The sequence below is a fragment of the Diaphorobacter sp. JS3051 genome, assembly GCF_015832135.1.
Lineage (GTDB): Bacteria > Pseudomonadota > Gammaproteobacteria > Burkholderiales > Burkholderiaceae_C > Diaphorobacter > Diaphorobacter nitroreducens.
Genome location: NZ_CP065406.1, coordinates 4,245,658 through 4,259,352 on the forward strand (window position 1 = coordinate 4,245,658; position 13,695 = coordinate 4,259,352).

The following is a 13,695-nucleotide window of genomic DNA, read 5'->3' on the forward strand; positions in this document are numbered from 1 at the left end:
TGAAAACGAGGAGACCCCCCGGTAGCGCTGCTGCTCGAAACTGCGGTCGCGGATTTCACCCAGGCGGTTGAAAAACACTGCCCTGGCCAGCGCATTGCGCGCCTCGCCCTTGTTCAGGCCGGCATGCACGCGGCGGCGCAGTTCCACGCTTTGCAGCCAGTCCAGGATGAACAGCGTGCGCTCGATGCGGCCCAGCTCGCGGAGCGCCACGGCCAGGCCGTTCTGGCGTGGGTAGCTGCCGAGCTTTCGGAGCATCAGGGAGGCCGTCACCGTGCCCTGCTTGATCGAGGTGGCCAGCCGCAGGATTTCGTCCCAATGGGCGCGGACGTGCTTGATGTTGAGCGTGCCGCCGATCATGGGTTTCAGCGCGTCATAGGCGGCGTCGCCCTTCGGGATGTAGAGCTTGGTGTCGCCCAGGTCGCGGATGCGCGGCGCGAAGCGGAAGCCCAGGAGGTGCATCAGGGCGAAGACGTGATCGGTGAAGCCCGCCGTGTCGGTGTAATGCTCCTCGATCCGCAAGTCGGACTCGTGGTACAGCAGGCCGTCGAGCACGTAGGTCGAATCGCGCACGCCGACGTTCACGACCTTGGTGTGAAATGGCGCGTACTGGTCAGAAATGTGGGTGTAGAACGTCCGCCCTGGGCTGCTCCCGTATTTCGGGTTGATGTGGCCGGTGCTCTCGGCCTTGCTGCCGGTGCGGAAGTTCTGGCCGTCCGACGATGAGGTGGTGCCGTCGCCCCAGTGCTCGGCGAAGGGATGGCGGAACTGTGCGTTGACCAGATCGGCCAGCGCCGCCCCGTAGGTTTCGTCGCGGATGTGCCAGGCTTGCAGCCAAGCCAGCTTGGCGTAGGTCGTGCCGGGGCAAGACTCCGCCATCTTGGTCAGGCCCAGGTTGATCGCGTCGGCGAGGATCGTGGTCAGCAACAGGTTCTTGTCTTTGGCCGGGTCGCCCGATTTCAGATGCGCGAAATGCCGAGTGAAGCCCGTCCATTCGTCCACCTCCAGCAGCAGTTCGGTGATCTTGACGTGCGGCAGGATCATTGCCGTCTGGTCGATCAGCGCTTGGGCGGTGTCGGGTACCGCCGCGTCGAGCGGCGTGATCTTCAAGCCTGACTCGGTGATGATGGCGTCCGGCAGCTCGTTGGCCGTCGCCATACGGTTGACGGTGGCAAGCTGTGTTTCCAGCAGCGTCAGCCGGTCGTTCAGGTACCGGTTGCAGTCGGTGGCCACGGCCAGCGGCAATTCGCTGGCCTGCTTGAGGCTGGCGAATTTCGCGGGCGGCACCAGGTAGTCCTCGGCCGCGCAGCCCCGAGCAGAAGCGCCGTGCGATGAGCTGGGCGCAACGGCTCAAGCGGGTCTTTTCCATCGACGTCACCACCTGCGCCCACTGCGGCGGCGCGGTGCGGATCGTCGCCAGCATCGAAGACCCCAAGGCCATTCGCGCCATCCTCGCCCACTTCGAGAAACACGGCGCGCTGGAGCAAGCGCACTACCGGCCCGCAGCGCGCGCCCCGCCGCCCGCCGCGTGATGAGGCGCCGGCCACACAGCCGGCAGCCAAGCCAGAGTCCGATCCGATGCGGCCACGACCCCGCAGGGCTGCGCTCGGCCCTGTGCCGGGATTCGGTGAGAAATGGCTACGCACTGAGCCGCTGCGTGGCCCCGCGATGTCGAAAACCCACGCATGAACCCCCGATCTGTGCCCGATCTGTGCCCAAAGCGGCGCTTGCGCGGCCGCTTCCTACCCGCCAGACTCGCCAAAAAGGGCGGTTGAACTTCCTATACCCGCGCCGCCGGCGCCGAGCACCTTTCTTCTTGAGACCAGGAAATCGGACGGGTGGGTCACGGCGCTGGTCGACTTGTCTGGCGCGATGACAGGGCGCGTGATTTGACGTGGGGGATCATGATGGTTCGAAGATCCTTTCCACTACGTAGCGCTTCATCTCGAAGGTCGCCGGGTCGAGTACCGCTTTGAACGGTGCCGAGGCTGCGTCAGTGGGGAACGCCGCCATCGAGGCTTCCGCGTCGGTAATGGTCGCCCAGTCAACGATCACGGCCCAGTCCCCGTCATCCCCTCGAAGCAGAGTTCGTCGGATGAAACCCTGCCGGTGCCGCACGTAGTCCTGCTCGAACACCTCGCTCGCGGCGAGGAATGTCTCCTCGTCCACGCCCTCTGCGGGTCGAAGCCGAACGATCTCGGTCACTGCCATCTCAGTTCTCCTCATAGTTGACCGCGTCTTGCCGGAAACCCAGCCCAGCTCGGCGAGACGCTGCTCGAGCGACGGTCGGTCGCAATTGTGTTCGGGTGTCACGATTCCATCGGTTCGTTGCGTCGGACAACCGCTGGCGAGATCGGGATAATCGAAGAGTAACGACCCGCCGAGAGTTTGTCAAGAATTTTGTGTAAGTGAGTCGATCTCTTTACTTTGGGTTGTGGGTTAGAGGTAGGGGTTGATGCGGTCGGGGTAGGCGATCGCGAGCTGGGCCAGGGCCTGCTTCCAGTTGGTGACGACCTGTCCTTCGACGAGTCGGGGTTGGGCCTTGCGTTCGGCGGCGGGCTTGCCGCGGTCCTTGGCCCGGTCGCGGGCTCTCTTGTCCTCGATGTTGCAGATCGCTAGCCACAGCAGCTTGATCACGGCGTCGTCGTTGGGGAAGTGGCCGCGGTTCTTGGTGACCTTGCGCAGCTGGTAGTTCAGCGACTCGATGCTGTTGGTCGTGTAGATCACCCGGCGCAGCTCGGGCGGGAAGGCCAGGAACGGGATGAACCGTTTTCGTCGTTTAGCGGCCCCGGCATTTCTCGTCCTATCATCGTTCTACAGACGGCGAATAGCTGCGCCCCGTAGCCCCGCCTGTAGAACGCGAAAAGCCCCGCCACCTTGAGGGGTCGCGGGGCTGCGGTTAAAACCGTTTTAAGGCGGATAGGAAATCCAACCACAGGAGGACGATTATGGCCCAGGTTTTGGGCATCACAGGCCTTCAGGCTGAGCCTGCCTGAGCGCTTGATCAGCGCCAGTAGCCCGAGATTTTTCGGTTTGCACATTTTTTGGCAGTGACAGACGCAGCCCTGCCGCGCGGCCAAACCGCTGCTGCCTTCCCTTACCAACTGACGCGCTGATCGACCTCAAAGTCCGGCGCCGGTTGGGCCGCCTCGCCCCAATCTGGCTCAACCTCGACACCATCGCCCATCGGCACATCGCACCCATCCCACAGCGGCGGCCCGCGTGCTGGCGCGATGCGAGGCGGCTCTGTCTCCACCCCGATGTGCTCCAGGATGTGCCGGAGGTCGGCACTGTAGGTGATGAAAGCGATGATGCGCATCTGGCCACCGCAGAGCGGGCACAACAGCGGCAACACCTCGTAGATGCGGGCGATCAGCACCGCCCACAGAATGTGAGCTGAGCGTTTGGGCAGAGCTGGCTGGGTGGGCTCGGGCTGGCTGGGACCACCGACCGTGGCCACTCCCATGGCATCCACCGCTGCGGTCACACCGCCTGGCTCGGGCTGTGCCGTGCCCGTGCCCGCGCCTGCGGTTTGGCCTGCGCCCAGTGCAACCGCCGCAGCCCGCAGGGGTGAATTGGGCGCCAGCACGCCGTAGTACCGGTGGCGGTGCGCACGCGGTGGCGGCACCAGCGCGGCAAGGCGGTCGATGAGTTCGAGCGGCGTGAGGTGCAGTTCGTCGGCCCGAACACCTCGCTTTGCCTTGCGTTGGTCGCGCCGGTCACTGCCAGGCTCGCTGTGCTGCTTGGCGCAGCGGTAAATGAGCTCACTGCCCGCTTTGCGCAGCCTATCCAGCGCAAACGGGGGCCGTGCGCAGTAGCGCAGCAGGCGCTCCAGGCCCGCTCGGTCTTGTGCTGCTATGCACACGCTGGTGTCTACCGAAAACCCACTGTGTTTGTACCCCAGCATCTCCTGGGCCTCGAAGCCTTCGAGCAGGCCCCGGCCCACAAAGGCGCGCAGGATGCGCCGACGCAAACTGGCCTGGGCTTGGGTCACCGCTTCGGGGTCGATGCCGATAGCCGGGTGAAACATGACGCTGATCGCTGTGGTGCGGGTGCCCTGCTCACTCGCCTCCCCTGCCACCGCCTCAAACATGCCATCGACCACGCACACATGGAAATGCACATGCTCGTTCAGGCTGGAGCCAAAGCGGTGAATGAAGGCGACTGCACCGATGTGCAGGGCGGCCTTGTTCGCATGCGCTGCGCATGGGCTGTTGGCTTGCAGGGTTTGCTCAATGACGCGCAAGAAGATGCGCAACACCATGCCCAGCACCACGCTGTCGCGTTGCATAAAGTAGCGCAGCCGCTTGGGAACCGACAGCACCCACTGGCGCACTGGCAGGCGGGGGAAGACGTGGTCGGTGAGGTGTGCCGCTGTCTCGGCCATGCGCCGCGTGGTGCACGAGGGGCAGACGCCCCGGCCTTTGCAGGAAAAGGCCACCAGAAAGTCGTGTCCGCAGTCGTCGCAGCGGGCACGGGCAAAGCCGTGGGCAAAGATGCCGCATTCCAGGTACTTGGCAAACGCTTGGCGCACATAGGGCTTGGGGCTGCGGTGGTCGCCCTGGCCGTCGAACTGGCCGGCGCTGGCCAGATCAAGCCAGGTCTCGTAATGCTCGGCCACCGTTTGGTAGAGCAGCGTGCGCTCGGGGTGGCGCGGGTTGTAGAGCTTGGGCTTGGAGGTGGCTGGCATAAATACTGTGTAAATACAAGGGGTATCCACTTAGCTCCAGCGTCACCCCTGATGCTGTGTTTTTATCCAGCAATGGTATCTGACTCCCGCTCGTCTGTCTTCTTGCTCACCACATCCGCATAAGTCACCGGCGGCGTGACCACCGCTTGCTGCAGCAAGCGATAAAACAGCATCCCCCGCGAGTTCGAGGTTCGCCGGTTAAAGCGGAACACGAATTCATCGAGATAGGCGTCCAGGTGCTCGGGCTGCACGGACCCGTGATGCGTCCCCAGCACCCAGCGCTGCACCAACGAGGCCACCCGATGCACTCCCGCCATCGACACATGGGCTGGCACACCTGAACCCAGCATGACGGTGCGCTGGTGGGTGTATCCCAGCTCTTCCAGCGCGCGGTAGGCTGCTGAGCCGTCCGTGCGTACATGGGCCCCGGGCTCGACCACCTCCTGAACAAAGGGAACGACGTAGGAGGCGGAGTCTCGGGCTATGCGACGCAGCCGGATGCGTCCAAACCCCTTGGGCTCCACGACCTCCACTGCCATGGCCACCAACACTTTGGTGGTGCTGCTCTTGCGCCCTACAGGGGTGATGGGTTTTTTGCGGTCCGTGATGGACAGGTAGGTTTCATCCACCTCGACAAGCCCCTTGAGCTTGTCCCTGCCTGGTCGAACCATGGCGCGTCGAAACCGGTGCAGCATGGTCCAGGCTGTCTGGTAACTGCCCAAGCCCAGAACGCGCTGCAGCCCCAAAGCGCTCACGCCTTGCTTCTGATTGGTCAGATACCAGGCAGCTGCCAACCACACCCGCAGTGGCGTTCGGGTCTTGTCAAAGATGGTCCCGGAGGTCACTGTTCCCTGGTACTGGCAAGCCCGACACATCAGGCGGGTGCGGCTGGCGCGGTACACATCGCCAGCGTTGCCGCAACGCGGGCAGACGAAGCCTTGGGGCCACCGAAGCTTCTCCAGGAACGCCTGGCAAGCCTCTTCGGTGGCAAACCAGTCAAGAAATTCGTTCCAGGTGCGGGGGTAGTCCCCTCCAGGAGTTGGCGTTAGCATCTGGGTTTCCATCCAGCTATTCTCACGTCACTGGAGCTAAATAGATACCCCTTGTAAATACACAGCATTCTGCAGACTTCTCCTCAGCCAGGCTACGCAGCAAAACGGCCCCGAAGGGCCGTTTGTTGTTTCAGGGAGCCATCGCCGCTCAGGCAGTCGCTTCCTTGGCGTTCTCCACATATTCTTCGATCTGGTCGAAGTTCAGGTACTGGTAGATCTTGTCGCTGCTCTGGTTAATGACGCCCACGTCGGCCAGATATTCTTCCTTGCTGGGAATACGGCCCAGCTTGGAGCAGATGGCCGAGAGTTCGGCTGAGCCCAGGTACACATTGGTGTTCTTGCCCGGGGTCTCCTCGTTTTCAGTGCAATAAGTGACGGTACGAAAAGCTAGCACTGGCGCGGAGGTGGTGTTGGTAGATCGTTGATTTCATTGACTTTCCTGTTCACTTTCAAATCTGCGATTCGTGGCGTCAAACCGTGGTCGGTTTCATCCATTGGTGCCAGTTATCGATGCATTTGGCCGCGAAGGCAGGATTTGGTCAGCATAGCGGTCAACCGGGAAGCGAAACACACCCCGCAAGTTGATGCTCTCCAGCCTGGTGGGCGCAATCTTCCCGATCAGTTCCGGTGGAATGACCTGGCGGCGGTTCGACCAGCGATCCAGGACCGCCTGCATCTGTGAGGTATTCCACGCCATCACGATGTTGGCCATCAGGCTCAACGCATCGGCCACAGCCTGCATTTCATCGACACGTTTGGCCTGCGCCGGGCTGATCCGGCCGGTATAAATGGCGCGCTTGAGGGCGTTAACAGCCTCGCCCCGATTGAGCACCCGGCGCAACTCGTTCCTGAAAGCGTCCTTGACAAAGTAGTCAGCCAAAAACGCCGTACGCAGCAACCGCCCCAATTGCACGCCAGCCTCATAGATTGGATCGCCCTGGGCGGCAGAACCGAACCGCGCAAGAGCTGCCACCGCACTGGCATGTCCGCTCATGACCGAGGCTGCCAGGTGCACCAGACTATCCCAATGCTTTTCGATCAAAGCGACGTCGACATTGGCTTCGCACACCGCAGCGATTTCTGCGGGCACTTTGGTGCCGCGTGGCACAAAGAGGTGGCGCTGTTTGAGTTCCTTCAACCGCGGGCAAAGATCAAAACCAAGCAAACGGGCATGTGACATGGCAAAGTCGGTGTAGCCATGGGTATCCACAGCAAGCTGGCTGGTCTCCAGCTTTTCTTGGCGGATGACACCTTCAATGGCCACGCCCGCCTGGCGCTCATTGAGCACAAAGGGCTGCGCATGGAAGATGCCCCACCGGTCTTTTACATGGGAGTAGATTCCAATGGAAGGTGTGTTGCGCCGAGGATCAAGCCGGGCTTGCCACACCCGTTTGGTGGTCTCCATGGTCATCATGTCAGAAGATGCCAAATCGGACCGCCCCCAGGTGGCGGCAATCGGGTGTCGCTGCATGAATTCCAGCACAGCCTGGCAGGCCTGGCTCAGACGCCGTTCGTCCCGCGCCCAGCGCATGGCCTGGCGAATGCTGGTGGCAGACAATTGCGGAATCATGCGCGCGCATTCGACCGCAGTCAGACTGGTGCCGTGGGCCATGATGCCGGCATAGACCATCAGCAGCTCGTCGGTAGAGCGCGGCTCACGTCCGAGCATGATCCAGCTAAAGCGCACCTGGGCGTCAACGGCCAGAATCACTTCCGGCAATTGAACCTCACCGATGCGGTGATCCAAAGCCGCGCGCAGCTTGGTCACTTCTGGGTCTTCGTCCTCTGCGGGCAATGGCGACAAATGGAGTTCATCATCCACGCGCAGTACGCCACTGCGGGCTGCAGCGGCCACCGCATCGACACCGGCAGTTACTCTGGCCAGCAAAGGCTTCAAGAAAGTGGCAGCCTTGCTGGGTAACGATAGACGGGCATAGTGTTTCTTGGACTCTGCCTGCCAACGCTCGTCCGTGAAGAACAAGCGCGCACGACCCCGAAAGCTCAGGCTGTGCTCAATCCAGACCGAGCCATTGCGCACCGCGCGGCGCAGGGCAAACAGGGTGGCCACCTCCAACGCCTGAAACGCCCGTTCCCGGTCTGGGCTGGAGATCGAAACCTGCCAGATCATTCCCAGACTTGGTGCCACCACTTCAACTGGCAGCTTTCTGGATCCTTTGAGATATAAAGCTTGCAGCTTGGCAAGGTACTCGATGGCAGGATGCTCGCCGGTGGCCTGCCAGGGCAGCTTTGCAATGGCGACGAGCAACGACCGCACGGGGCGAATTCCATCAATCAATCCCTCGCGGACCAGGGAGGCCCTGCTCGGTGGTTTGCGTTTCTGGGTTTCGGTGATCAAGGCTTCAAGACGGGCACGCAACTCAGCATCTGGCACCGCACCTTGCGCGCTCAAGGCAACAAGTTCGCCGAGCAGCGTTTTGTACATTGCGGCCCAATTGACGGTAGCGGGGACATCGGCGGCAGCCTGACGCCACAGATCGGCGATCCGGCGCTGCACCATAAGGATCAACTGGTCTGTGGTGGTGAACAGGCAATACCGAAGAAAGCATGCGACCTCCACGGTGCGCGCTGGCTCTTTGATCTTGGCTCCGGCTGAGGGCGGCCTGGAGACAAGTCGGCGCGCGTAGCGGCGCAAGATGAGATCGGGGATGTCTGCCAGGTGCTTATGAACGTCCAGCGTGTAAAGCAGGTCGATGCGCTCCAGTACCTCGCTGATTTGGCGGGTTGAGTGTTTCGCCGGTGCAGCCCATAGCCAACTCTGCTGGGTTTGTCCATCTGGGCGCAGCTCTGAAACTGAGGCTCGCCAGCGATCAAGTGTTGCTGGATCAACGCTGGCGGCGATGGCGGTGCCTGTTTCAACTTCAAGCTGGGCAAGTGCCGCCGCAATCAGTGTCCGAATTGCCCGCTCGTGCACGATCACCAGCTTGTTCTTGTACAGCCATTGACGCGCCCGCACGAGTACTGGAATTACCCGAAAGGCACCGAGCAAACGCCCACTCATGCGCAGGAAACCAATATGGAGCGCCAGACCAAGCTTGTGGGAATCACCTCGGCGTGCATTGATTGCGTCGCGCTCGGCACCATCGAAGGTGAAAAATGCCTTCATCTCGAAGTCGCTGATATCGCGGGGGAGCCCACGCATCCCCAAAAACGTTGTGTGCCAACCCTGCATCGTGAACCTCAAAAGTGGGAGGCCACCATACCCGTTTACAAAGCGAACAGGAAAGTCAATGAAATCAACGGTCTACCCAGACCACCCCCGCGCCAGTGCTAGCTTTGCGTACCGTCACTTATTGCACTGAAAACGAGGAGACCCCGACGAGGAATCAGCGCAGGGGAAATCGGAGGCCAGTGAATGCAAGCTCAGGGCGTGCTGTTCGGGCAGATCGCCGCCGTCTTCGGCATCGTGATCGCCGGTGTGTGGAGTGCAACGCAATGGACAGCCGCCGCCCTGGGCTATCAACTAGGGGTCTCCTCGTTTTCAGTGCAATAAGTGACGGTACGCAAAGCTAGCACTGGCGCGGGGGTGGTCTGGGTAGACCGTTGATTTCATTGACTTTCCTGTTCGCTTTGTAAACGGGTATGGTGGCCTCCCACTTTTGAGGTTCACGATGCAGGGTTGGCACACAACGTTTTTGGGGATGCGTGGGCTCCCCCGCGATATCAGCGACTTCGAGATGAAGGCATTTTTCACCTTCGATGGTGCCGAGCGCGACGCAATCAATGCACGCCGAGGTGATTCCCACAAGCTTGGTCTGGCGCTCCATATTGGTTTCCTGCGCATGAGTGGGCGTTTGCTCGGTGCCTTTCGGGTAATTCCAGTACTCGTGCGGGCGCGTCAATGGCTGTACAAGAACAAGCTGGTGATCGTGCACGAGCGGGCAATTCGGACACTGATTGCGGCGGCACTTGCCCAGCTTGAAGTTGAAACAGGCACCGCCATCGCCGCCAGCGTTGATCCAGCAACACTTGATCGCTGGCGAGCCTCAGTTTCAGAGCTGCGCCCAGATGGACAAACCCAGCAGAGTTGGCTATGGGCTGCACCGGCGAAACACTCAACCCGCCAAATCAGCGAGGTACTGGAGCGCATCGACCTGCTTTACACGCTGGACGTTCATAAGCACCTGGCAGACATCCCCGATCTCATCTTGCGCCGCTACGCGCGCCGACTTGTCTCCAGGCCGCCCTCAGCCGGAGCCAAGATCAAAGAGCCAGCGCGCACCGTGGAGGTCGCATGCTTTCTTCGGTATTGCCTGTTCACCACCACAGACCAGTTGATCCTTATGGTGCAGCGCCGGATCGCCGATCTGTGGCGTCAGGCTGCCGCCGATGTCCCCGCTACCGTCAATTGGGCCGCAATGTACAAAACGCTGCTCGGCGAACTTGTTGCCTTGAGCGCGCAAGGTGCGGTGCCAGATGCTGAGTTGCGTGCCCGTCTTGAAGCCTTGATCACCGAAACCCAGAAACGCAAACCACCGAGCAGGGCCTCCCTGGTCCGCGAGGGATTGATTGATGGAATTCGCCCCGTGCGGTCGTTGCTCGTCGCCATTGCAAAGCTGCCCTGGCAGGCCACCGGCGAGCATCCTGCCATCGAGTACCTTGCCAAGCTGCAAGCTTTATATCTCAAAGGATCCAGAAAGCTGCCAGTTGAAGTGGTGGCACCAAGTCTGGGAATGATCTGGCAGGTTTCGATCTCCAGCCCAGACCGGGAACGGGCGTTTCAGGCGTTGGAGGTGGCCACCCTGTTTGCCCTGCGCCGCGCGGTGCGCAATGGCTCGGTCTGGATTGAGCACAGCCTGAGCTTTCGGGGTCGTGCGCGCTTGTTCTTCACGGACGAGCGTTGGCAGGCAGAGTCCAAGAAACACTATGCCCGTCTATCGTTACCCAGCAAGGCTGCCACTTTCTTGAAGCCTTTGCTGGCCAGAGTAACTGCCGGTGTCGATGCGGTGGCCGCTGCAGCCCGCAGTGGCGTACTGCGCGTGGATGATGAACTCCATTTGTCGCCATTGCCCGCAGAGGACGAAGACCCAGAAGTGACCAAGCTGCGCGCGGCTTTGGATCACCGCATCGGTGAGGTTCAATTGCCGGAAGTGATTCTGGCCGTTGACGCCCAGGTGCGCTTTAGCTGGATCATGCTCGGACGTGAGCCGCGCTCTACCGACGAGCTGCTGATGGTCTATGCCGGCATCATGGCCCACGGCACCAGTCTGACTGCGGTCGAATGCGCGCGCATGATTCCGCAATTGTCTGCCACCAGCATTCGCCAGGCCATGCGCTGGGCGCGGGACGAACGGCGTCTGAGCCAGGCCTGCCAGGCTGTGCTGGAATTCATGCAGCGACACCCGATTGCCGCCACCTGGGGGCGGTCCGATTTGGCATCTTCTGACATGATGACCATGGAGACCACCAAACGGGTGTGGCAAGCCCGGCTTGATCCTCGGCGCAACACACCTTCCATTGGAATCTACTCCCATGTAAAAGACCGGTGGGGCATCTTCCATGCGCAGCCCTTTGTGCTCAATGAGCGCCAGGCGGGCGTGGCCATTGAAGGTGTCATCCGCCAAGAAAAGCTGGAGACCAGCCAGCTTGCTGTGGATACCCATGGCTACACCGACTTTGCCATGTCACATGCCCGTTTGCTTGGTTTTGATCTTTGCCCGCGGTTGAAGGAACTCAAACAGCGCCACCTCTTTGTGCCACGCGGCACCAAAGTGCCCGCAGAAATCGCTGCGGTGTGCGAAGCCAATGTCGACGTCGCTTTGATCGAAAAGCATTGGGATAGTCTGGTGCACCTGGCAGCCTCGGTCATGAGCGGACATGCCAGTGCGGTGGCAGCTCTTGCGCGGTTCGGTTCTGCCGCCCAGGGCGATCCAATCTATGAGGCTGGCGTGCAATTGGGGCGGTTGCTGCGTACGGCGTTTTTGGCTGACTACTTTGTCAAGGACGCTTTCAGGAACGAGTTGCGCCGGGTGCTCAATCGGGGCGAGGCTGTTAACGCCCTCAAGCGCGCCATTTATACCGGCCGGATCAGCCCGGCGCAGGCCAAACGTGTCGATGAAATGCAGGCTGTGGCCGATGCGTTGAGCCTGATGGCCAACATCGTGATGGCGTGGAATACCTCACAGATGCAGGCGGTCCTGGATCGCTGGTCGAACCGCCGCCAGGTCATTCCACCGGAACTGATCGGGAAGATTGCGCCCACCAGGCTGGAGAGCATCAACTTGCGGGGTGTGTTTCGCTTCCCGGTTGACCGCTATGCTGACCAAATCCTGCCTTCGCGGCCAAATGCATCGATAACTGGCACCAATGGATGAAACCGACCACGGTTTGACGCCACGAATCGCAGATTTGAAAGTGAACAGGAAAGTCAATGAAATCAACGATCTACCAACACCACCTCCGCGCCAGTGCTAGCTTTTCGTACCGTCACTTATTGCACTGAAAACGAGGAGACCCCTCGTCAGAAAGCGGCACAAGGACGTGCCGCATAGCGCGAGGATCAGTGCCGAGTCAGTGCCGGTCAAAGACCGTTATCGGAAGCAAGATGATGAAAAAAACAAGGTTTCAGGCTGCGAAGAAACCAATAAAAACGCCGCAGGCGCGAGCGCGCTGCGGCGTGTTTGCAAAGAAGGGCAGGATTTATTGCAGAGAACTGACGATCAGAACTTCGGTGGCGTTTCCGATGGTGTGTAGGGCGTCTTTCCGTCGCCGTAGAACCGCTTGCGCGTGGCCTCGGCAACGCGATTGCACAACACGTCGCCAAGCATTACGCGGTCGGTCTTGCATTGCTGGCGCAACTCCTTCAGCCGCGACGGATCGGCGGCCAACTCATCCACGGTCGGCACGTTGGCCTGCTTGGGGGCCTCAGACGGGCCACAAGCGGTTAGCAGCACGACCAGCAGGAACAGGATGGATTTCTTCATAGGTCGGTTTCCTCCTGGAGATCAGGTTCAGGTGGTAGAGCGGACCTCATGCCTTCGGACAAATCGATGGCTTGCACCCGCTCGATGAATCGGGACAGCACTTCCGAAATCTCGCCTTCGCGCCGCAGCAGGTAGGTCAGCAGCATGGGCGAACGTCCCGCCAAGGGTCGAGCTACTACGCCGGGCTCCCGGCTTGCCGCGATGTGCGGGCCGCCTGCCAGTCCCAAGGCGAAGCCGGCTGAAACCACCACCATCATCAGCTCGAACGAGGCGACGCGCTCGACGATCAGCGGTTCCCGGTCAGAGCGGCGCAGAACACGCTCGACTTGTCGCGCGAGGCCCTCGCACGCCTGCGGGTCGCATAGCACGAGAGGAAAGTGCAGCACTTCATCCAGTGGAATTCGCTTGTGCTTCAGTAGATGGTGCCGCGCCGGCACCGCCACCATCAGCGGGTCGCTCCACACTGCGTCAGCCGCGATGCCATCGCCCACTTCATCGGACTGTGCAAAGCCCACGTCATACAGATCGTCTTGCAACCCCTTGATCTGCTGTGACAGCGGCACTTGGAACAATCGAATCTCAACCTCGGGTTCCTCCTGCCGACACATCGCCAGCAAGGTCGGCAAGCGTGAGGGCGTGATGCCATCGGACAGCGCAATGCGCAATTGGCCGTGGAAGCCACTGGCTGCCGCCTTCACGCTGTCGCGGGCCTGCTGCAAGGCGGAGAACACACGCGGCACGTGCTCCAGAAACAGTCTGCCGGCCCGCGTCAGACGTGTGCTGCGGCTAGTACGGACGAACAACTGCTCGCCCAGGTCTTCTTCCAGTTCCTTGATGGTGCGCGATAGCGGCGACTGCTCGATGTGCAGCCGCTCGGCCGCACGGGCGAAGTGGAGTTCTTCGGCCACGGCCAGAAAGCAGCGCAAGTGACGAAGTTCCATGTGTCCCCTTCCTCACTGGGTGGCTGGCAAATCCTTGCCGTGATAACTGAGTTCCGCGTTGGCACAGATCTACG

General features: G+C 61.1%; 9 protein-coding genes and 3 pseudogenes. 3 read left to right on the forward strand and 9 right to left on the reverse strand.

Going from position 1 to position 13,695, the window contains the following annotated elements:
- Nucleotides 1-18: 18 nt before the first annotated feature.
- Nucleotides 19-1,296: pseudogene (locus I3K84_RS20225) on the reverse strand (Tn3 family transposase); the annotation flags it as partial.
- Nucleotides 1,297-1,328: 32 nt separating this feature from the next.
- Between I3K84_RS20225 and I3K84_RS20230 the strand changes: the two are divergent.
- Nucleotides 1,329-1,529: a hypothetical protein gene (locus tag I3K84_RS20230; protein ID WP_176430801.1), complete on the forward strand. Its 201-nt coding sequence runs from the start codon at nt 1,329-1,331 to the stop codon at nt 1,527-1,529.
- Nucleotides 1,530-1,899: 370 nt separating this feature from the next.
- On the opposite strand, the gene I3K84_RS20235 is transcribed toward I3K84_RS20230, so the two are convergent.
- From I3K84_RS20235 to I3K84_RS20260, 6 genes and pseudogenes are all read right to left on the reverse strand, one after another.
- On the reverse strand, nt 1,900-2,208 hold the full coding sequence (locus tag I3K84_RS20235) for a hypothetical protein (protein ID WP_011798712.1): 309 nt from the start codon (nt 2,206-2,208) through the stop codon (nt 1,900-1,902).
- A 228-nt stretch (nt 2,209-2,436) separates the two neighbouring features.
- Nucleotides 2,437-2,769: pseudogene (locus tag I3K84_RS20240) on the reverse strand (transposase); the annotation flags it as partial.
- 325 nt (nt 2,770-3,094) lie between these two features.
- On the reverse strand, nt 3,095-4,687 hold the full coding sequence (locus I3K84_RS20245) for an IS91 family transposase (RefSeq protein WP_020229221.1): 1,593 nt from the start codon (nt 4,685-4,687) through the stop codon (nt 3,095-3,097).
- Nucleotides 4,688-4,749: 62 nt separating this feature from the next.
- Complete coding sequence (locus tag I3K84_RS20250) at nt 4,750-5,751, reverse strand: IS1595 family transposase (RefSeq protein WP_196995252.1); 1,002 nt, start codon at nt 5,749-5,751, stop codon at nt 4,750-4,752.
- Between the two features lie 136 nt (nt 5,752-5,887).
- Nucleotides 5,888-6,082 (reverse strand): annotated as a pseudogene (locus tag I3K84_RS20255) (hypothetical protein); the annotation flags it as partial.
- Between the two features lie 144 nt (nt 6,083-6,226).
- Nucleotides 6,227-8,929: a Tn3 family transposase gene (locus tag I3K84_RS20260; RefSeq protein WP_008344252.1), complete on the reverse strand. Its 2,703-nt coding sequence runs from the start codon at nt 8,927-8,929 to the stop codon at nt 6,227-6,229.
- Nucleotides 8,930-9,112: 183 nt separating this feature from the next.
- Between I3K84_RS20260 and I3K84_RS20265 the strand changes: the two genes are divergently transcribed.
- Both I3K84_RS20265 and I3K84_RS20270 read left to right on the forward strand, forming a co-directional pair.
- On the forward strand, nt 9,113-9,250 hold the full coding sequence (locus I3K84_RS20265) for a hypothetical protein (RefSeq protein WP_196996147.1): 138 nt from the start codon (nt 9,113-9,115) through the stop codon (nt 9,248-9,250).
- Nucleotides 9,251-9,368: 118 nt separating this feature from the next.
- The gene (locus tag I3K84_RS20270) at nt 9,369-12,071 is read left to right on the forward strand and encodes a Tn3 family transposase (RefSeq protein ID WP_008344252.1); all 2,703 of its coding nucleotides are present in this window, start codon (nt 9,369-9,371) and stop codon (nt 12,069-12,071) included.
- 345 nt (nt 12,072-12,416) lie between these two features.
- On the opposite strand, the gene I3K84_RS20275 is transcribed toward I3K84_RS20270, so the two are convergent.
- A complete protein-coding gene (locus tag I3K84_RS20275; RefSeq protein ID WP_023110645.1) occupies nt 12,417-12,680 on the reverse strand; it encodes an EexN family lipoprotein in 264 nt (87 codons plus the stop codon).
- Entirely contained in the window at nt 12,677-13,621 is a 945-nt protein-coding gene (locus I3K84_RS20280; protein ID WP_023110646.1) for a LysR family transcriptional regulator, read from the reverse strand. Before I3K84_RS20280 ends, I3K84_RS20275 begins: the two co-directional genes overlap by 4 nt.
- Nucleotides 13,622-13,695 lie beyond the last annotated feature (74 nt).

Excerpts from the sequence above, each read along its gene's own strand:
- I3K84_RS20230 (WP_176430801.1), top strand. The coding sequence starts at position 1,329 with ATGAGCTGGGCGCAACGGCTCAAGCGGGTCTTTTCCATCGACGTCACC.
- I3K84_RS20235 (WP_011798712.1), bottom strand. The coding sequence starts at position 2,208 with ATGGCAGTGACCGAGATCGTTCGGCTTCGACCCGCAGAGGGCGTGGAC.
- I3K84_RS20245 (WP_020229221.1), bottom strand. The coding sequence starts at position 4,687 with ATGCCAGCCACCTCCAAGCCCAAGCTCTACAACCCGCGCCACCCCGAG.
- I3K84_RS20250 (WP_196995252.1), bottom strand. The coding sequence starts at position 5,751 with ATGGAAACCCAGATGCTAACGCCAACTCCTGGAGGGGACTACCCCCGC.
- I3K84_RS20260 (WP_008344252.1), bottom strand. The coding sequence starts at position 8,929 with ATGCAGGGTTGGCACACAACGTTTTTGGGGATGCGTGGGCTCCCCCGC.
- I3K84_RS20265 (WP_196996147.1), top strand. The coding sequence starts at position 9,113 with ATGCAAGCTCAGGGCGTGCTGTTCGGGCAGATCGCCGCCGTCTTCGGC.
- I3K84_RS20270 (WP_008344252.1), top strand. The coding sequence starts at position 9,369 with ATGCAGGGTTGGCACACAACGTTTTTGGGGATGCGTGGGCTCCCCCGC.
- I3K84_RS20275 (WP_023110645.1), bottom strand. The coding sequence starts at position 12,680 with ATGAAGAAATCCATCCTGTTCCTGCTGGTCGTGCTGCTAACCGCTTGT.
- I3K84_RS20280 (WP_023110646.1), bottom strand. The coding sequence starts at position 13,621 with ATGGAACTTCGTCACTTGCGCTGCTTTCTGGCCGTGGCCGAAGAACTC.